The sequence below is a fragment of the [Muricauda] lutisoli (nom. illeg.) genome (assembly GCF_017313105.1).
Taxonomy (GTDB): Bacteria; Bacteroidota; Bacteroidia; order Flavobacteriales; family Flavobacteriaceae; genus Flagellimonas; species Flagellimonas lutisoli.
This window is the reverse complement of sequence record NZ_JAFLND010000001.1, coordinates 201,784-220,531: the sequence shown is the minus strand read 5'-3', so window position 1 is coordinate 220,531 and position 18,748 is coordinate 201,784. Positions and strand designations below refer to the sequence as shown.

At 41.5% G+C, this 18,748-nt stretch carries 18 protein-coding genes; 11 read left to right on the top strand and 7 right to left on the bottom strand.

The window, feature by feature from the left end; all coding sequences use genetic code 11:
- Positions 1-118: 118 nt before the first annotated feature.
- Complete coding sequence (locus tag J0X13_RS01050; protein WP_242535587.1) at positions 119-1,621, bottom strand: vanadium-dependent haloperoxidase; 1,503 nt, start codon at positions 1,619-1,621, stop codon at positions 119-121.
- A gap of 485 nt (positions 1,622-2,106) precedes the next feature.
- Here J0X13_RS01050 and J0X13_RS01045 point away from each other — a divergent pair, with 485 nt between their 5' ends.
- From J0X13_RS01045 to J0X13_RS01030, 4 genes are all read left to right on the top strand, one after another.
- Positions 2,107-2,823 (top strand): VIT1/CCC1 transporter family protein, encoded by a 717-nt coding sequence (locus J0X13_RS01045; protein ID WP_207069641.1) that lies wholly within the window; start codon positions 2,107-2,109, stop codon positions 2,821-2,823.
- Positions 2,824-3,068: 245 nt separating this feature from the next.
- The gene (gene sqr, locus J0X13_RS01040; RefSeq protein ID WP_207069640.1) at positions 3,069-4,316 is read left to right on the top strand and encodes a type III sulfide quinone reductase, selenoprotein subtype; all 1,248 of its coding nucleotides are present in this window, start codon (positions 3,069-3,071) and stop codon (positions 4,314-4,316) included.
- A 24-nt stretch (positions 4,317-4,340) separates the two neighbouring features.
- Positions 4,341-4,649 (top strand): TusE/DsrC/DsvC family sulfur relay protein, encoded by a 309-nt coding sequence (locus J0X13_RS01035; RefSeq protein ID WP_207069639.1) that lies wholly within the window; start codon positions 4,341-4,343, stop codon positions 4,647-4,649.
- A gap of 52 nt (positions 4,650-4,701) precedes the next feature.
- Entirely contained in the window at positions 4,702-5,178 is a 477-nt protein-coding gene (locus J0X13_RS01030; protein WP_207069638.1) for a DsrE/DsrF/DrsH-like family protein, read from the top strand.
- Between the two features lie 113 nt (positions 5,179-5,291).
- Here J0X13_RS01030 and J0X13_RS01025 read toward each other — a convergent pair whose 3' ends face one another.
- From J0X13_RS01025 to hypA, 5 genes are read right to left on the bottom strand one after another with little or no spacing between them, the layout of a single operon-like run.
- Positions 5,292-7,034, bottom strand: coding sequence for a tetratricopeptide repeat protein (locus tag J0X13_RS01025; protein WP_207069637.1), 1,743 nt, complete (start codon positions 7,032-7,034; stop codon positions 5,292-5,294).
- Positions 7,035-7,050: 16 nt separating this feature from the next.
- Complete coding sequence (locus tag J0X13_RS01020) at positions 7,051-7,734, bottom strand: leucyl/phenylalanyl-tRNA--protein transferase (RefSeq protein WP_207069636.1); 684 nt, start codon at positions 7,732-7,734, stop codon at positions 7,051-7,053.
- An 11-nt stretch (positions 7,735-7,745) separates the two neighbouring features.
- Positions 7,746-8,012, bottom strand: a complete 267-nt coding sequence (locus tag J0X13_RS01015) for a HypC/HybG/HupF family hydrogenase formation chaperone (RefSeq protein ID WP_207069635.1) — start codon at positions 8,010-8,012, stop codon at positions 7,746-7,748.
- Between the two features lie 12 nt (positions 8,013-8,024).
- Positions 8,025-8,912 carry a hydrogenase nickel incorporation protein HypB gene (hypB, locus tag J0X13_RS01010; protein ID WP_207069634.1) on the bottom strand — a complete coding sequence of 296 codons (888 nt, stop codon included), beginning with the start codon at positions 8,910-8,912 and terminating at the stop codon, positions 8,025-8,027.
- Positions 8,913-8,928: 16 nt separating this feature from the next.
- Positions 8,929-9,270, bottom strand: coding sequence for a hydrogenase maturation nickel metallochaperone HypA (gene hypA / locus J0X13_RS01005; protein ID WP_207069633.1), 342 nt, complete (start codon positions 9,268-9,270; stop codon positions 8,929-8,931).
- Positions 9,271-9,431: 161 nt separating this feature from the next.
- Here hypA and J0X13_RS01000 point away from each other — a divergent pair, with 161 nt between their 5' ends.
- From J0X13_RS01000 to hypE, 7 genes are read left to right on the top strand one after another with little or no spacing between them, the layout of a single operon-like run.
- Positions 9,432-10,556: a hydrogenase small subunit gene (locus J0X13_RS01000; protein WP_207069632.1), complete on the top strand. Its 1,125-nt coding sequence runs from the start codon at positions 9,432-9,434 to the stop codon at positions 10,554-10,556.
- 10 nt (positions 10,557-10,566) lie between these two features.
- Positions 10,567-12,300 (top strand): nickel-dependent hydrogenase large subunit, encoded by a 1,734-nt coding sequence (locus tag J0X13_RS00995; protein ID WP_207069631.1) that lies wholly within the window; start codon positions 10,567-10,569, stop codon positions 12,298-12,300.
- A gap of 13 nt (positions 12,301-12,313) precedes the next feature.
- A complete protein-coding gene (cybH, locus tag J0X13_RS00990) occupies positions 12,314-13,066 on the top strand; it encodes a Ni/Fe-hydrogenase, b-type cytochrome subunit (RefSeq protein WP_207069630.1) in 753 nt (250 codons plus the stop codon).
- Positions 13,067-13,075: 9 nt separating this feature from the next.
- Entirely contained in the window at positions 13,076-13,630 is a 555-nt protein-coding gene (locus J0X13_RS00985) for a hydrogenase maturation protease (RefSeq protein WP_207069629.1), read from the top strand.
- 1 nt (position 13,631) lies between these two features.
- On the top strand, positions 13,632-15,893 hold the full coding sequence (hypF, locus tag J0X13_RS00980) for a carbamoyltransferase HypF (protein ID WP_207069628.1): 2,262 nt from the start codon (positions 13,632-13,634) through the stop codon (positions 15,891-15,893).
- On the top strand, positions 15,890-16,984 hold the full coding sequence (gene hypD / locus J0X13_RS00975; RefSeq protein ID WP_207069627.1) for a hydrogenase formation protein HypD: 1,095 nt from the start codon (positions 15,890-15,892) through the stop codon (positions 16,982-16,984). The genes hypF and hypD overlap by 4 nt, the downstream gene beginning before the upstream one ends.
- Positions 16,985-16,986: 2 nt before the next feature.
- A complete protein-coding gene (gene hypE / locus J0X13_RS00970; protein WP_207069626.1) occupies positions 16,987-18,012 on the top strand; it encodes a hydrogenase expression/formation protein HypE in 1,026 nt (341 codons plus the stop codon).
- On the opposite strand, the gene J0X13_RS00965 is transcribed toward hypE, so the two are convergent.
- Positions 18,009-18,713, bottom strand: a complete 705-nt coding sequence (locus J0X13_RS00965; protein WP_207069625.1) for a sulfite exporter TauE/SafE family protein — start codon at positions 18,711-18,713, stop codon at positions 18,009-18,011. The two genes, hypE and J0X13_RS00965, sit on opposite strands and share 4 nt — an antisense overlap.
- Positions 18,714-18,748 lie beyond the last annotated feature (35 nt).

Below are 18,748 nucleotides of genomic sequence, written 5' to 3'. Positions count from 1 at the left end.
AGAAAAGCGAGAAAACCGGGATTAAAATAAAGTTTCCTGAAAAAGTTTATATAAGAAGTAATTGGTAAAACCCTGATTTGTTTCCACATCATATGCTTTCTGTATTTTAGAAAGATAGCTATTCTTTTCCAATGTGTTTTTCATAGAACTTCCAAGCCTCTCTGGCCACATCTTTCCCCAGTTCCAGGCCTGCTATGTTATCGGATTGGATATGGTACCCCCCGAGTACCCTTGAAATACCAGCCATATTGGCCGTTTCCGTAAATGTTGGAAATTTCAAAGTAATGGTGTCACCTAAATTATTAGGTTCGGTCAATGCTCCTGCGACAAGTTCCGTTTCATATCCGAATTCATCACTACCGGTCCACAGCCTTAATGCTTCGGCACATCCACCACTAATGGTACTGTGTCCGGAAGTATAACTGGGGAATGGCGGACAAAGAAAAGTATCCGGCGAATAGGGCCTCCACTGACTCCCGTCCATTTCCACCATGCCCTTGCCAACTCCTCCCCAAGCCTTGATTTTTTGGCCCGAGTAATATTCATGCACTAAAGCAAAAGGCCTTGCAAAGTCATAGTACATCTTGCTGTCCCAAGAAGCAATGAACGCGTCCATTGCAACAACTTGATTGTAAAAGAACATCTTCACATCCTCGTCCAATGTATGATTGTCCCTAAGAGAAACCTCCTGTGCAAAATGAAGCCAGTGCCCCGCTTGTTGCACGGATTGTGGTCCGTCCCTCATGAACTCCACCAAAGCCTTTTGGTAATCCGTAAGATTGGCCTGCAGTTCCACAACCTCCCTCACTTCCTTCTCCAGTTGTTCCGATCCAATCTTAGGGGGTGGCCCGGGGCGAAATTGGTCCCCGGATTTTAATGCAACAGGTTCCACCTTGTCCCAAAATGGCGTGAGGCAAGAAGGCGCAAACCGACCGCCCTTTCCATCAGAAAAATATTTGGGTTGCCAGCGATTGGGGTCTGTACTTTCATCCACAGGGTTGACCGGCTCATAACCGGTATAATCAAAATAAGGAACACCATCGGATCCCTCTTCTTCCGCATACTGGTTGGCACCGTCCCCTTTTCTTGCTTCGATGACAGCCTTAGCTGCCAAGTTACCGATTCCTTCGGGAGTATTGGGATCCAACGAAGTATTGTCCGGGTCCAGACCCAATTCCACCATAAAATCGGCAAACATAGGCTCATCGGTATAATAATACTCACTTAAGGCACGATAAGCCGCATAGCTGACTGCTATCTCCTTGTTCTCCAATGTACGTTCTCCTGCGGGTCTTCTATCTACATCTTTTAAATATACAGGGATTGCTTGGGCATCATACCGGCTCCATGCATCAAATACCGAGACAAAAATCAGTCCAAGAAACCGTGATGTCACCGTGGGCCTTGGATTGAATTTTTCGGTATCATGAGCAGTTCCCAAAATCGCCATTTCGCTCCATTGGTAGGCTACATTGTCCGCTCCCAAAGGTTCTTTGACCTCCATTTCCTTGTCAGTCTTTTCCGGTTTGCTGCTTTCCTTGCATCCAACAAGGATAAGGGTAAGCAGTGCAAGCATTGCAACACCCTTAAAGCCTATTGGCATCTTACGTATTTCTTTCATTCTATTTACACAATTATTGTTATACCCCCCACACCCATACTTTTCATCGAATGTCTTGGAAATATAATTACGGATTTGTGTCATAATCATCCCCAATCCCGAACACTCTAGTCAAATTTGGTATTACAACACCTGATTAGCTACGAAATAACTATATCTAATACACAAAAGCAAACCCCTTTTGTTTTCAACTGGGTTGCCGACCCCTTTTTGTTATGAATTTGTCCTTTTTTGAAGGCTTGATATCAAGTTTTTCAAACCTTTTATTTATTAGACTTTACTTGGGTAGGTCTAGTGCCTCTAGCTCTACTAAAAACATCATCAAAACAATACATAAAACCCGTAAAAAAGTAATTTAAAGGTTTTTCATTTTTTTACTCAACCACATAATTTCTTGTCAAGCACAAGCTGATAAAAATCACCTGTGCTATTTTCCGTTTTTAGTATCTTGTTAAGGTTAAGCTACAACTCTCCAATTAGTTACCATGAAAGATAGTGAACCCAAATTACAAGATTACTTAGATCCACATTACATTACAAGGAGCAATTGGCTACGCGCCGCTGTACTTGGTGCAAATGATGGTATACTCTCCACAACCAGTATCGCTATTGGTGTTGCTGCCGCCAGCCATAGTAAAGAACCTGTTGTTTTGGCCACCTTGGCCGGGTTGGTTGCAGGTGCTTTATCCATGGCTGCCGGGGAATATGTTTCTGTTAGTTCCCAAACCGATGTGGAAAAAGCTGACATTGAAAGGGAAAAAAAAGAATTGGAGGAAACACCGGAAATGGAATTGGAGATGCTCACACAGATATATCAGGAAAGGGGGCTCAAAAGGGAAACAGCGCGGACAGTGGCCAAGGAATTAACCGAGAAAGATGCCCTTGGTGCACATATCCGTGATGAACTTGGAATCAACGAAATCAATCAGGCGAAACCGATACAAGCAGCTCTTGCCTCGGGTGGGGCATTTACCTTTGGTGCCTTGTTACCATTAATAGTGACCCTATTTTTACCATTGGAGCATTTGGAATACTACTTATATGCTTTTGGGATTTTCTTCCTTATATCGTTGGGGGCCATGGCTGCCAAAACCGGAGGTTCAAGTATTTTAAAAGCCGTTGCTCGAATAACATTTTGGGGTACCATTGCCATGGGTCTAACGGCATTGGTCGGTTATTTGTTCGATGTTACGGTCACCTAACTTGGTAAAATGAATTTATGGACAATTTATAAAGCAATCCATGTTCCCCTGGAAATATTATCGTGATGTATGTTCAAATCCGGATTTATGTCTAACTAACAGACACTTAAAGACCTAATACGCTATAAAACAACACCTTATGTAACTTAAGTTACACAGAAAATAGTCAAAAACTGACAATTGTCATATTTACAGATTTAACCATTGAGTACTTTTACTCCAGTAAATCATAGAAACCAGAAATCATGAAAAATTTAGTCATATTAGGAGCAGGAACAGCCGGAACAATGATGTCCAACCATCTTGTATCAAAACTACCTAAAGATGAATGGAAAATCACTGTGGTAGATCAATATAAAACCCACTACTATCAACCTGGGTTCTTGTTTCTTCCCTTTGATATTTATACGACCAAACAAGTCAAGAAAAAAGGTGCCAAATTTATTCCTAAAGGAGTCAATTACATCAACGAAAAAATTGAACTTATCCAACCTGAGGATAATAAAGTATTGCTCGAAAATGGGACCGAACTCGCTTACGATATCTTGATCATCGCCACTGGTACCAAGATTGCCCCAGAGGAAGTTGAAGGCATGAAGGGGCCCGAATGGCACAAAAGTGTATTTGACTTTTATACTTATGAAGGAGCAAAAGCCCTTCGTGATAAATTCCGTGAATGGGAGGGTGGTAAATTGGTGGTTCACATCACCGAAATGCCCATCAAATGCCCCGTAGCTCCTTTAGAGTTTGCTTTCTTGGCAGATTCCTACTTTAAAAACAAAGGGATGCGAGACAAAGTGGACATTACTTTTGTAACTCCTTTGGGAGGTGCTTTTACCAAGCCAAAAGCTACCGAAGCACTGCACCACTTACTAACGGATAAAGGAATAAAAGAAGTGACCGATTTTAATATCGAGCGAGTCGATTATGAAAACAACAAGATCATTGACTATGCTGAAACAGAAGTTCCTTACGATATTTTGGTAACAGTGCCCACCAATATGGGAGATGCCTTGATAGAACGATCAGGAATGGGCGATGACCTCAACTTTGTTCCAACAAACAAGGCTACTCTACAAACCGATGATCATGAAAACATTTTTGCCCTTGGCGATGCTACCAACCTACCTGCTTCCAAAGCTGGATCTGTAGCACACTTTGAAGCTGAAATTTTAACAGAGAACATTTTGAGATACATCAACGGAGAACCTTTAAAAGAAGAGTTCGATGGCCATGCCAACTGTTTTATCGAAACAGGGGGAGGTAAAGCACTATTGATAGATTTTAACTATACGCATGAGCCAGTTGAAGGTACGTTCCCGTTCCCAGGAGTAGGACCATTGAACCTGCTCAAGGAAAGCAGGACAAACCACATGGGAAAAATGGCCTTTAGATGGATCTATTGGAACATGCTGATCAAAGGAATCCATATTCCTTTCGTATCTGCGACCATGAGTGAAAAAGGAAAACATTTTGAAGAAACAGAAGCATAATTATTAAACCTAAATACTAAAAAAATGGACAAGACAATAGGACAAGCAACAATTTCAGTGGACCAAGAAGGATATCTAACCGATTTTTCGCAATGGAGCAAAGAAATTGCTACAGAGATAGCGAAAGAGCAAGGTATTGAAATGACCGATAAGCACTGGGAAATTATAGATTACATCCAGGATAAATATAAAAATGAAGAGCCACTATCCATTAGGGGCATCAAAAAAAGTGGTGTGATCAATATTAAGGAGTTCTATGCACTTTTCCCTGGTGGACCATTAAAAAAGGCCACTATGATCGCTGGAATTCCAAAACCAAAAAGCTGTATTTGATTACAGGTAATGTTAATTCAACGGATTTACAAACAAGGTTAAACTTAAGATTATGAGCGATACAAAAGTCAAAAAAATGCTCTTTATACTCTCCAAGGCCACTCTTGAAAATGTGTACGCAGCATTTGTGATGGCCAATGGAGCCCGAATGGAAGGCATCGAATCTGAAATATTCTTTACATTCTTCGGCTTGGAAGCCATTCAAAAGAAAAAATTGGAGCACTTGCATGTTGCCACGGTAGGTAACCCGGCAATGCACATGCCTACGATGCTGGGAGGTCTGCCAGGTGTTGAAGCATTTGCCTCCAATATGATGAAAAAAGAAATGGAGAAACTGGATATGCCACCAGTAGGTGAGTTCTTGGAAATTCTATCCGATTCCGGATGTAAGCTTTGGGCATGTAAATTAGCCGTTGACATGTTCCACTTAGAAGAAAAAGATCTTATCGATGATTTGGATGGCATCCTTACCATTGGAGATTTCTACAGCAGGGCCGATCAAGATGGAACCCAATTGCTGTTCATATAAGAATATAGAAAAACAATACCTTTTTTATATTTAACGGGAACTGGCCAAAAGGTGCAATACTGCTTAAAAAAACAGAAACACTTTTTGGTCAGTTCTTTTTTTGTCTGTCAGGATTATTTGAAACGCTCTGTTACCGTTTTGAAACCATCATGATCGATTCCATCCCTCCTTAGGGTTTCAAAGTCTTTTAAAATGATTTCCATATAACTTTCATTCTGATTATTCACTTTTTCAGAAAGTTCCTCATACAGTACCATTGCTTTATCCGTCTGATCTTTCAACAGATAACTATGTGCCAAATTACAGGTCAAAGAAAGTAACGGGCTCTCCATTATCGGAGCATCAAGTATGGTTTGCTCCGCCTTGTGAAACTCTTTTAGCCGTAATTGAAGCCAGCTCATATTTACATGGGCTAGGGCAAGTTCATATTTTAAACGGTCATTACTGGAATATTGGTTTAAAGTGTACTTAAGGAGTTTCATTATTTCTTTTTGAAAGACCATTTTTTCCTTGGGATAAATGGTTTCATCTATCTGCTCTTTCAAATTATTGACCTTTCTTAAAACATGATGTAAAGACAAGCGTTCCTCATTGATGCTTGTAAAGTAATCCAAATAATGTTGGAGATCGTTTTTCATGTTTTTGATGACCGGCAAATTGTCTACATATTTTCCCAAACGTATCTCCACATCTGCCAATAACTGCAAGGCTTTGACCTTAAAATTGAAATCCACCTTGTTTTCCAATTCGGATTGATAGAGTTCCACCAGGTTCAAGGCAGTTGCACAATAATCGGCATCAAAATCCTCAGGTTGTTCAGAAGCCAGTTTTTTCCTGATTTCAAGAGCCTGGTCAAAATGGCACATCGCTTTATCGTAGTTCCTCAATTCAAAATGGAACAAGCCCAAATTATGTAACCCTGTGGCCAAATAATGGGTGTACTCCTGAGGTCTTGCATCTGCCAGCTCATTGTACCGATCTACAGCCTCACTTATATTCTGAATAGCCTGGTCAAAATTCTGCATTTCGGAATGAACAATGCCCAAACTATTGAATGTGGACGCTACATAGGGCTGAAATACATCAAAATTTCGATCGGACAATTCCTGATACGCTTTTAATGCCATATCATAATATTGCAACGATTTCTCAGGCTCCTCCATAGCGTTAAAGGTGACCGCCAAATTATTAAGTACGGCGGCCAAATATGGTTTTAAAGTCTCATATCCCTCTTCTATCAAATTTTCAAAAAGGGTCTGAGCCTTCATGTAATGAACTTTTGCATCGAACAGATTGAATTCTTCCGTATAAATGTTACCTAATTGATAGTGGGCACTTGCCCTAAGCTTTATATAAGCCCTATCCTTTAAGTTTTCGTAAATTTTAATCGCCTCTTTATAATATTTTTTGGCGAAGTAGAAATCATTCTTCTTGGCATATACCTCTGCAAGGGCAAATTGGGTGTTTGCCAAATGTGGGTAATAATCAATTTTCCCCTTTTCAACTGCTTCAGCGTAAATGGCAGAAGATTTTTTATAATTTTCAATGGCCTTTACCTTCTCCGTTTCGGATTGTATGGCAGCAATATTGTTCAAAATGGAGGCCCTATCTATCGAAGTTCCCAGATTAGGATCTCCTTCCATCAAAGTCAAAGCGTTGTTAAAAGCTTCAATAGCCTTTTTCGGGCTTTTTGTTCTTTGGTACAACCTCCCCAAAATACTGTTTAAATGAAGTTTTTGCATTGGATCGGAAGCCATTTGCAATGCTTCTTGATAGTTCTCAATGGACCTTTCCACTTCATTTTCGTGTAAGAGTACATTGGCATTTTGTATCTGTTCGGCAAAGGAAAGTCTCATAGTTTTTTGATTTTAATTAAAATTCAGTTTGGACATCTTTATGCTTATGGGCATTTTCCTTACAGATGTCCACATATTCCAATCTGGGCATTTCATCATAATCGATGCCAGGGGAGAAAAAAGTTTGTTTTTGCATATCCAACAACCTATACTTTTTATTCTTCAGTTTAGTGATCAAATACAATGCGGCAAGCTCATCGGCACCTTCATCTACAGAAAACAAATACTCCCCGAAAAACAGTTTGCCTACGGCTACCCCAAACAGACCGCCGACCAGTTCTCCACCATTCCAAACCTCAACGGAATGGGCGTATCCCATGGCATTCAATTCTGAGAATATACGCACCATACGCTCTGTCAACCATCTGTTGTCCATTTGGCCATCAATATTGTATGCTTTTTGACAGCCACGCAAAATCTGCTCAAAATCAGTGTCGACCGTTACCGTGAACTTCTTATTTAAAAATTCCCATCTTGATTTAGGTATGTGAAAGCTTTCTGGCTTTACCACGATTCTTGGGTCGGGCGACCACCATTTAATGTGTTTTAGCGGGTAGTGCCAATAAAAAATTCCGCTATTATAGGCCAAGAGCAAACGCTCAATGGACATAGTGCCTCCAACGGCCAATAGCCCTTCTATATCTGCAAAATAGGCAGGTGGGAAATTCGTATCGTCCTTTTTAAGTTCAAAATATGGCACTTGAATATAAATTAACCGGTGGCGTCCGGTTGTTGGTTCAAATCTTCCAGTTCCCCCAATTGGGATAAAACCTCGAATGTTTTCTTGGCTTCTTCTTCATCAACAACGCTTATGGCTGCTCCTACATGGACCATCACATAATCGTCCACCTTTGCCTCTGGCACCAGTGCAAGGCTTACATCTTTTTTTACACCTCCGAAAGAGACCCTCCCCATTCTAAAGGTTTCATCCAGTTCCGAAGTTATCTCCAATAATTTCCCGGGTATGGCCAAACACATTGTTCTTTATTTTTATTGGTTTTCAGGATTCGTTTTAATGTTTTGCTCCAACCACTCATACCACAGTTCCATTCCTGTACCCTTGGTAGCCGAAACTTCGAAGAATTCCAAGTTTGGATTCACTTGCAAAGCGTTCTTCTTTAACTCTTCAATATTGGTATCCAAATAAGGTGCTAGGTCAATTTTATTGATTATGCAGATATCGGAGGTATGAAACATATCCGGATATTTGATGGGTTTATCATCCCCTTCCGTCGTACTTACAATTACCACACGTTTATGTTCTCCTAAATTAAACATGGATGGACATACCAGGTTCCCTACATTTTCAATCATCAAGACCGAATTGTTCTTAATACTCATTTTCTTAACCGCATCATGGATCATATCGCTTTCCAGATGGCATCCTTTACCGGTATTTATTTGAATAACAGGTACATCCAAGGCTGCTATCCGGTTGGCATCATTCAAGGTTTGTTGATCACCCTCGATCACATAAAAAGGAATCTTGTCCTTAAGATCTTTCAGTGTACGCTCTAAAAGTGAGGTCTTTCCAGAACCCGGAGAGCTGACCAGATTAAGTGCAAAAACATCCTTGGCATCAAAATACCCCCTATTCCTTGCCGCCATGATTTCATTTTGCTGCAGAATGTCCCGCTCCACTTCCAAAACCGTTTTATGATGATGGTCATGACCATGCGAATGGTCATGGGAATGGTGGCCGTGATGATGGTGATGGTGGTCATGATCGTGATGATGCCCATGTGAATGATCATGAGGGTGATCGTGTGTATGGGAATGGTTTTCCCCATGGTCATGGCCATGTTTTTCCTTGCCAATTGTAGGGGTCAATATTTTTGGCCCGTTTTCTTCGCTACCACATCCGCAGGTTCCGCACATAACTGTATATTTTAATTTAAACAACTTCAAGGGCCTTTACCCTTAATTCCTTACCTTGAATTATTCCCTTTAAATTACTGCCACATTTTGGGCATGAATCATAAAAATGCTCAACTTCAAAAACCGAATCACAATCTGCACATTGGGCCAAACCTTCTTTCACATCAATTTTTCGTTCGGCATTTTCAAGTACTGTATTTTTAACAGCGGCTGGCCAAACAAAGTCCAATGATTCGAACTCAATACCGGCTAGTTTTCCTATTTCGAGTTCAATCAAAGTAACCTTCTTCGCTTCGGCTTTTTTGGTTTCGTCCTCAGCGATTTTAACGATTCCCATTGCTACAGATAATTCATGCATCTGCTTCTTGTTTAGCTTTTGATTATAAGCAACATAAGACACAATATTATTGAAAATCAATTTTCAATAACATGACATTTGTCATTTCCAAGGCATTGATTATTAGGTACTTTTAGTGTTAAACCCTTTAAAATGAATAGTTAGGTTTAAATAATTGGGCCATGGCAATAGAAAAATCAGTAAAAGAGACCTATTACGAAAGCATTATAAAACAGGGATATAGCAGAAGGGACTTTATGAAGTTTGCCACCTATATCGCTGCTTATATGGGCTTGGAAACTTCAATGATCGGCCAGGTGGCCAAATCCTTGGAGAACACGTACCGGATTCCTGTTATTTGGGAACATTACCAAGAATGCACATGCTGCAGTGAATCATTTATCAGATCAGATCACCCCATTGTTTCAGATATAATTCTTGACAAAATTTCTTTGGATTACACATTGACCTTGATGGCCGCCTCCGGACATCAGGCCGAAGCAGCCAAACAGGCTACAATGGAAAAATATAAAGGAGAATATATCCTTTGTGTTGAAGGTTCGGTTCCACTTGGCGACGATGGCAATTATTGCTGTATTGCCGGTAGATCGGCCAAAGACCTTTTGGTTGAGGCCGCTGAAGGGGCCAAAGCCATAATTGCATGGGGAAGCTGCGCATCCAACGGATGTGTCCAAGCTGCCTACCCAAACCCAACAGAAGCAACCCCCATACACAAAATAATCAAAAACAAGCCTATTATAAGGGTTCCAGGATGTCCTCCAATAGGCGAGGTCATGGCCGGTATCATCGTGCACATGATCACCTTTGGTCGTTTGCCCGAATTGGACGGATTGGGCAGACCAAAAGCATTTTATTCAAAAAGAGTACATGATTCCTGTTACAGAAGACCTTACTACGATGCCGGGCTCTTTGCCGAAACCTTTGACGATCAAAATGCAAAAGAAGGCTATTGCCTGTACAAAGTAGGTTGCCGAGGTCCAATGACCTATAATTCCTGTGGTACTATCAAATGGAACAATGGAGTCAGTTACCCAATCCAATCAGGTCATGGTTGTATTGGTTGTAGCGAAGAAGACTTTTGGGATAATGGCCCATTTTATGAAAGGCTTACAGGTTTGGCCGGATTTGGCATCGAAAGTACTGCGGATACCATAGGTAAGGTTGCTGCAGGTGTAGTTGCAGGTGGACTCGCCGTGCACGCGGTTGCAGCCAATATTTCTAAAAGAAAAGAACTCCGTAGCCGTACAACACGCGGAAAACAAAATGAAAAGAAACTAGATTCTTAATAAAATTATCATGGCAAATAGAATAGTTGTAGATCCCATTACCAGGATTGAAGGGCATTTAAGAATTGAGGTAGAGGTTAAAGATGGAAAAATAACCGATGCCTACAGTTCGAGTCCTATGGTAAGAGGTCTTGAAAATATTGTCAAAGGAAGAGACCCCAGGGATGTTTGGGCATTTGTTCAGCGTGCGTGTGGGGTATGTACAACGATACATGCACTGGCTTCGGTAAGGTCGGTTGAAGATTCTCTTGGGATTGAGATTCCACCCAATGCGGAAATGGTTCGGAACATTATGGAAGGTGCTCTTTACATGCACGATCATACCGTGCACTTTTACCATTTGCATGCATTGGACTGGGTAGATGTGGTCAATGCCTTAAAAGCAGACCCGGCGGAAACCTCCAAACTGGCCCAAAGCATATCCAACTGGCCCAAAAGTTCACCGGGGTACTTTTCTGATATCAAAAAAAGAATTACAAAGTTTGTTGAAAGTGGGCAACTGGGAATATTTGCAAACGGTTATTGGGGCCATCCCCAAATGAAACTGCCCCCGGAAGTTAATCTTTTGGCAGTTGCCCACTATTTAGAAGCTCTGGAATGGCAAAAAGAAATTGTAAAGGTGCATACCATTTTTGGTGGTAAAAACCCACACCCCAACTACTTGGTCGGGGGTATGGCCTGTGCCATCAACACCGAAAGCCCTGGAGGAATAAATGCCGAACGGTTGGCCTTTGTCGGACGCTTATTGGAAGAAGGAAAACAATTTATTGAACAGGTCTATATCCCTGATTTATTGGCCATTGCATCCTTCTATAAAGATTGGGGCGCCATTGGAAAAGGATTTGGCAACTATATGTCCTACGGAGATTTTCCAACCAATGGTTATGGGGATATATCCAATTTTAAATTCCCTCAAGGTATTATTTTGGATAGGGATTTATCCAAAGTGTACGATGTTGACCATAGAAATGATGATATCGCGGAATTTATCAACAACTCTTGGTACGATGAATATTCCGAAGGAAAAGAACATGGAAAACACCCATGGGACGGTGAGACCAACATCAATTACTCCGGTCCAAAACCACCTTACGACCAATTGGACGTAAGTCAAAAATACAGCTTCATCAAAACACCACGATGGAGGGGAAAACCTATGGAAGTAGGGCCATTGGCCAGATTATTGGTAGGTTATGCTCGTGGCAATAAAGAAATACAAGAAGCTGTAAATGGTGCTTTAGGTCATTTGGATGTTCCCGTTGAGGCGTTGTTCTCCACATTGGGCAGAACAGCAGCGAGAGGTATTGAAACGCAACTGGTCGCTAATTGGACCATGGAATTTTATGATACTTTACTGCAAAACATTAAAAACGGGGACAGTCGAATGGCCAATATGGACAAATGGGAGCCCGATTTATGGCCTGCCGAATCAAAAGGAGTCGGTTTTGCCGAAGCTCCACGGGGTGCTCTTGGTCACTGGATACAAATAAAAGACGGCAAGACCGAAAATTATCAACTCGTAGTGCCATCAACCTGGAACGCATCTCCCCGAGACCCCAAAGGACAACGTTCAGCCTATGAATCCACCTTGTTGGGAACTCCGGTTGCCGATCCAGAATTGCCATTGGAAATTATACGTACGATCCATTCGTTTGACCCCTGTATTGCCTGTGCAGTTCACCTGTACGATGAACACGGCAAGCATATTTCTCAAGTACAGAACGTTTCAAGCTGCGAAATCTAGAAAATGAGAAACCATGGAAACACGAAAATTTAGACGGGTATATGTTTGGGAACTTCCGGTTCGGTTTTTCCACTGGATCAACGTGTTCTCAATTACAATATTGGCCATAACGGGCTTTATAATTGCCGACCCACCCGCCATATTGTCCAACAAAGAAGCCAGCGATTTTTATTGGTTTGGAACAGTTCGATTTATTCACTTTGCCACGGCCTATGTTTTCTTTTTCAATATGATTCTCAGAATCTATTGGTCCTTTGTTGGGAACAAGTTTTCCAGTTGGCGGGCCTTTTGGCCCTTCAGCAAGAAGATGTGGCGTAATTTTTTGCACGTGATCAAAGTCGATGTATTTCTTGCCAATGAAAAAAAACCGGACATTCGAGATATCAGCATCGGTCATAACAGTGTAGCTGCCTTCTCTTATGTAATTCTATTTTTATTGGCCTTGGTACAGGTATTTACAGGTTTCGGCCTGTACTCTGCCACATCCAGTTGGTGGTTGCCTAACTTATTTAGTTGGGTAGTGCCGTTTTTAGGGGGTGATTTTATTGTGAGAACCATTCACCATACCTCCACTTGGCTATTCATTCTGTTCACCTTGATCCATGTATATCTTGTGTTTTATCACGATTGGCTGGAAGGTAGAGGTGAAGTTTCTTCCATGTTCGGAGGTTATAAATTCGTCTGCGACGAACGTCTCAAAAAAATTGAGGAGGAGGAAGAAACTGAAGAACCTGTTGATGAAGAGGAATTGGAAATCATAGAATAAGACCAAAAAATGGCAGCATCAATACAACCCAAATCAGATTTTGACAAAAAACCTATTGCTATCAGCAGTGATGCCTTTTTCTTTGAAAAAGACAAATCCAAGAGTATTTTGGTTTTAGGGGTGGGCAACTTTCTTATGGGAGACGAAGGCGTTGGGGTACATTTGATTCAAGAAATGGATAAAATGAAGTTGCCCGCCCATGTTGACATTCTCGATGGCGGAACCGGTGGATTTTTGCTCCTCAACTGTTTTGAAAGCTACAACAAAATAATTTTCGTAGATGCTACCATGGACGGTAAAAAAGAAGGTGCCATCTCCCTTATACGCCCAAAATTTGCCAGTGACTTTCCCTCTGCGCTTAGTGTACATGACGTGGGTTTAAAAGATATGATAGAAGCCGTCTACCTTATGGAAAACCAACCAGACCTCTATCTATTTACCATATCCATTGAAGAAGTAGTTCCAATGACCACCGAACTGGCGCCAAAAGTAAAAAAAGCAATCCCCAAGACCATTGAAGAGATCATACGTCTGAGCAATACTTTGCACGAACAAATTTTATAAAGTGCCCAAAACTTACAAAATCATAGTGACCGGTCGAGTACAGGGGGTTGGGTTTAGACCCCATGTCTTTAATTTGGCCACTAAATTTCAATTGAACGGTACCGTTTCCAATAATGAGGAAGGTGTTATCATCTACCTTGCCGGTGATGAAGATGTGGTGCGTTCCTTTTACCGAATATTGACAGAACACCCTCCCAAGGCATCCAAAATAAAGGAACACCATATGTACGAAACAAAACCACAACATTTTGATGGATTTTCTATTGTTCCTTCCAAAAAAGCAGGGAGACTCAACTTACAGCTCACACCCGATTTTGCCATTTGTGATGACTGTAAGGAAGAGATCACCAATTCAGACAATAGGCGTTACCATTACCCCTTCACTACCTGTGTGAACTGTGGTCCCCGATGGGCGATCACCAATTCCTTCCCTTTTGAACGAGACAACACCAATTTGGATGTATTTGAAATGTGCGATACCTGCACCGATGAATATGAAGACCCTTCGAACCGACGGTTTCATTCACAGACCAATACCTGCTCTGATTGCGGTATACAGCTAAAACTATCAATAGCCAATGGCAGTATCCTTTCAGCAGAATATCCCATTCAAAAAACTGCAATCCTGATTAAAGAAGGTAATATCATCGCCATTAAAAATACAAGTGGTTACCTCTTGTGCTGTGATGCCAACAATGGAGAAGTCATCAAAAAACTGCGGGAAAGGAAAAACAGACCCTCAAAACCATTTGCCATTCTGTATCCCTCATTGACCTCGCTAAAACGGGATTTAAAAATCAACGAGATTCAAGAAAAAACACTCACCTCTCCCGAAAGTCCTATTGTTATTATTCCAAAAACCAACTTTACTGGTGATTTGGCTTTAAATGAGCTTACTCCCAACCTTAACCAATTGGGGGTTATGCTCCCCTACTCCGGTATTTTGCATTTGTTGGCCAAGGAGCTGGAAATACCTATCGTTGCAACCAGCGGAAACATACATGCATCGCCAATCATCAACGATGAGACAATGGCGCATAAAGAATTGAACGGGGTCGCCGATTATTTCTTAGATCATAATCTAAAGATTACCAACCCTCAGGACGATTCTGTGGTCAAGTTCAGCCCAAAATTCAACAAAAAAATCACATTTAGAAGATCAAGGGGACTCAGTCCAAATTTTGATGTCGATATCCCTACCGATAAAAAAATTATGGCCATGGGCGGACACCTGAAAAGCACCGTTGCTTTTCTGCCCAATGATTACCTTTATATTAGTCAATATTTGGGAAATCTGGACCATTTTGATGTATTTGACCGCTATACATCGACCGTAGAAAGATTCCAAAAACTATTTGAAGTAACACCAGAAGTTGTTTTGGTTGACAAACATCCTGGATACAACAGCACTCGCCATGGCATTGAACTTGCCAAATCGATCAAGGCCGATCTAAAACAAGTTCAACATCACAAAGCACATTTTGCTTCAGTTTTGGGAGAGCATGCCCTTTTTGATAATGAATCGGGCATTATGGGGGTGGTTTGGGATGGAACCGGCTATGGGGATGATGCCCAGATTTGGGGAGGGGAGTTTTTCACCTATCAAAATGGAGAAATAAAGCGCGTAGGGCATTTTGACTACTATGATTGGTTGGCCGGGGACAAAATGGCCAAAGAACCCAGAATTTCTTTTTTCTCCTTGGCCAATGACACCATGCAAAGTGAGATCGATAAAAAATTCTCCAAGCAGGAAATATCGGTTTACAATCATCTCAAGAAAGTGGAATCCCTGAAAACCTCATCGGTGGGCAGACTATTTGATGCAGTAGCCTCCCTTTTGGACCTTTGCGATTTTAATACCTACGAAGGCGAAGCTGCCATTCGTTTGGAAAATCAAATTGTGGATTATCAACTTGAAGATTGTAAATCTTACGCATCGGAAATGGTGAACGGGACAGTTCCCACGAAGGAGATCTTCAATAATCTATACTTGGATTTTAAAACTGGTAAAAAGAAAGAAGAAATTGTAACGAACTTTCTGTACACCTTGGCAACGGTAGTTTTAAAAATGGCAGAGCAAATGAACCTTCAACAGGTTGCCATGAGCGGCGGGGTGTTTCAAAACACCGTTTTGGTGGATATGATAAAAGAATTATCCGGAGGCGAATACAAGCTATATTTTAATCGTAACTTAAGTCCAAACGATGAAAACATTTCTTTCGGGCAGTTGATGTATAACCAACATATAAAAATTGAACGATGAAGTATTTGAGCGAATATCGAAACTTGGAGGACACCAAAAAGTATTTGGACCTGATAGCAAAAACCGCCAAGCAAACATGGAATATCATGGAAATCTGTGGTGGACAGACCCATGGATTGGTAAAAAATGGCATCATTGACCTGCTACCTGAAAATGTCCGAATGATTCATGGTCCAGGGTGCCCTGTCTGTGTTACTCCGATGAACCTGATAGACAAGACCATTGAACTATTGGAAAATGGGGTCATCGTTTGCTCATTTGGCGATATGGTTCGTGTTCCCGGTAGCAAAAAAAGCCTGTTGGAAGCAAAAGCAGATGGTGGTGACCTACGTATCCTTTATTCTCCATTGGAAGCTGTGAACATTGCCAAACAAAACCCGGACAAAGAAGTGGTATTTTTTGCCGTTGGGTTTGAAACCACGGCACCGGCAAACGCCCTATCTATTATGCATGCCAAAAAGGAAAACGTTACCAATTATTCCATTTTGGTCTCCCACGTGCTTGTTCCTCCGGCCATGGAAGGAATTTTGGACGACGAACTCTGTACCATCGACGCATTCCTAGGGGCAGGTCATGTTTGCGCTATTATGGGAATGAAAGAATATTACCCATTGGTCGAAAAATATAAAATACCCATTGTCATTACCGGATTTGAGCCCTTAGATCTTGTTCAAGGCATCTATATGGCGCTCTTGCAACTGGAAAAAGGTGAGTATAAATTGGAAAACCAATATTCTCGAGTAGTAAAAGAAGAAGGAAATGTTGAGGCCAAAAAAATGATGGAAGCTGTTTTTGAAATTTCAGACCGTGAATGGCGAGGCATCGGGTCCATACCCGATAGTGGTTACCGTCTTAAAGAAGAATTTCTTGCGTATGATGCCGAAACCAAATTCGGAATCAGTTCCATTACAACCCCAGAAAATTCGGCATGCATAGCGGGTCAGATTTTAAAAGGCATCAAAAAACCGCACCAATGTGAACAATTTGGAAAGGCCTGCACACCTTCAAATCCCTTAGGAGCCCCCATGGTGTCTTCCGAAGGTGCTTGTGCGGCATACTATCATTTTTCTAACAACTTAATCACATCCTAACCATGAGCAATAAAGACCTTGGGTTCGATACCATCAACTTGGGACACGGAAGCGGAGGATTGATGACCCGCGATTTGTTGGACCGCATTATTTTTGAAACTTTCAACAATCCCTATCTCAATCAAAAACATGACGGTTCAATAATAAAAATGGATGGTGAAATGGCCATTTCCACCGACAGTTTTGTGGTATCCCCCATATTTTTCAAAGGAGGGAACATTGGTGAACTGGCCGTCAACGGTACCGTAAACGATGTAGCCATGTGCGGAGCAGACCCTAAATTTTTATCATTGGCATTTATAGTGGAAGAGGGATTGCCCATGAAGGATTTTGTGAAAATTGTTACATCCATCAAGGAAACGGCAGATATTGCAGGAGTTCAAATCATTACGGGTGATACCAAGGTTGTGGAACGTGGAAAAGGAGACAAAATCTTCATCAATACCACAGGATTTGGCAAGGTTCATCCAAAGGCACATATTTCTCCCGATAAAATAAGGCCTGGAGATAAAATAATCATCAGCGGACCCATAGCACAACATGGTATGGCCATTATGTCCCAAAGGGACGGACTTGAATTTGAATCTACCATTGAAAGCGATACGACCAACCTCAACTATTTGGTAAATGAGCTCCTGGATGCCTTTGGAAACAAAATCCACTTGTTCCGAGATCCTACCAGAGGTGGTGTGGCCAGTGTACTTTCGGAATTGGCAGATGACACCAATTTGGGTATTTCACTTAAGGAAACGGATATTCCATTGGATGACCAAGTAGCCGCAGCATGTGAAATTTTAGGTCTCGACCCCCTCTTCGTGGCGAATGAGGGTATTTTCGTTACTATCGTGAGCGCAGATGTGGCTGACGCAGTAGAGGAACTAATGAAGAAACACGAAAAAAGTCCCAGGGCGGTCTGCATTGGGGAATTTACAACGGAACATCCCAAAAAGGTTGTAATGCACAGTGTTATCGGAGGAAAACGAATGGTTACTCCCATGATCGGAGAGCAATTGCCACGAATCTGCTAAAAACTAAAAATCCAATAAATACCGATTACGATGGCAAAGAGTCCTCCTGCCATCCGGATACCGTTAAAAAACATATCACTATGTCCGTTCTTTGCAATGGAAGACACCTTACCGATGACAAAAGCAAATGTGATCATTGCCACAAGTATTCCAGCCCCAAAACCGATAACGTAAGCAATGGAATCGGACTGTGTTTCGAACCCCAAAACAGGCAGGAACAGTAAAAAATGGGAAATTCCTGCCAGACCATGTAAAATACCCACGGAAAACGATGCAAGATTGTTCTGCTTTAATTTTCCACTATGCACATGGTGGTGCGAACTGTTATGGTCATGGTGGTGTTCGTGAGAATGGATTACAGGTTCATTTTCGGCATGAACGTGGAAATGTTTGTGCCTTTTTCGTTTTTTAAAGATGCGATACAAAGCCCAACAACCAATTCCTACCAAAACAACTCCCACCAATTGCTCACTATACATGGAAATTTCCTCAACGGGAATTATTTCCTTGAATATAGCGAACAATAAGCCTATGGCAATCATTCCCACCAAGTGCCCGATGCCCCAAAAAAGTCCTATTTTCCATGCTTTGCGTTTTGACTCTATGGCAAAAGGAGCCACTGCAGCCAAATGATCTGGACCGGCAATTACGTGAAGTATGGAAGCTATAAGTCCAGCGGTTAGTGGAAAGGTTGTATCCATAATTTTTCTAGGAACAGCTAACGTAAATTTACACA

Coding starts and splice junctions, on each gene's coding strand:
- J0X13_RS00965 (WP_207069625.1), bottom strand. CDS start 18,713: ATGGATACAACCTTTCCACTAACCGCTGGACTTATAGCTTCCATACTT.
- hypA (WP_207069633.1), bottom strand. CDS start 9,270: ATGCATGAATTATCTGTAGCAATGGGAATCGTTAAAATCGCTGAGGAC.
- cybH (WP_207069630.1), top strand. CDS start 12,314: ATGGAAACACGAAAATTTAGACGGGTATATGTTTGGGAACTTCCGGTT.
- J0X13_RS01025 (WP_207069637.1), bottom strand. CDS start 7,034: ATGAGACTTTCCTTTGCCGAACAGATACAAAATGCCAATGTACTCTTA.
- hypD (WP_207069627.1), top strand. CDS start 15,890: ATGAAGTATTTGAGCGAATATCGAAACTTGGAGGACACCAAAAAGTAT.
- hypB (WP_207069634.1), bottom strand. CDS start 8,912: ATGTGCGGAACCTGCGGATGTGGTAGCGAAGAAAACGGGCCAAAAATA.
- hypE (WP_207069626.1), top strand. CDS start 16,987: ATGAGCAATAAAGACCTTGGGTTCGATACCATCAACTTGGGACACGGA.
- J0X13_RS00985 (WP_207069629.1), top strand. CDS start 13,076: ATGGCAGCATCAATACAACCCAAATCAGATTTTGACAAAAAACCTATT.
- J0X13_RS01050 (WP_242535587.1), bottom strand. CDS start 1,621: ATGAAAGAAATACGTAAGATGCCAATAGGCTTTAAGGGTGTTGCAATG.
- J0X13_RS01000 (WP_207069632.1), top strand. CDS start 9,432: ATGGCAATAGAAAAATCAGTAAAAGAGACCTATTACGAAAGCATTATA.
- J0X13_RS01030 (WP_207069638.1), top strand. CDS start 4,702: ATGAGCGATACAAAAGTCAAAAAAATGCTCTTTATACTCTCCAAGGCC.
- J0X13_RS01035 (WP_207069639.1), top strand. CDS start 4,341: ATGGACAAGACAATAGGACAAGCAACAATTTCAGTGGACCAAGAAGGA.
- J0X13_RS00995 (WP_207069631.1), top strand. CDS start 10,567: ATGGCAAATAGAATAGTTGTAGATCCCATTACCAGGATTGAAGGGCAT.
- J0X13_RS01015 (WP_207069635.1), bottom strand. CDS start 8,012: ATGTGTTTGGCCATACCCGGGAAATTATTGGAGATAACTTCGGAACTG.
- J0X13_RS01045 (WP_207069641.1), top strand. CDS start 2,107: ATGAAAGATAGTGAACCCAAATTACAAGATTACTTAGATCCACATTAC.
- sqr (WP_207069640.1), top strand. CDS start 3,069: ATGAAAAATTTAGTCATATTAGGAGCAGGAACAGCCGGAACAATGATG.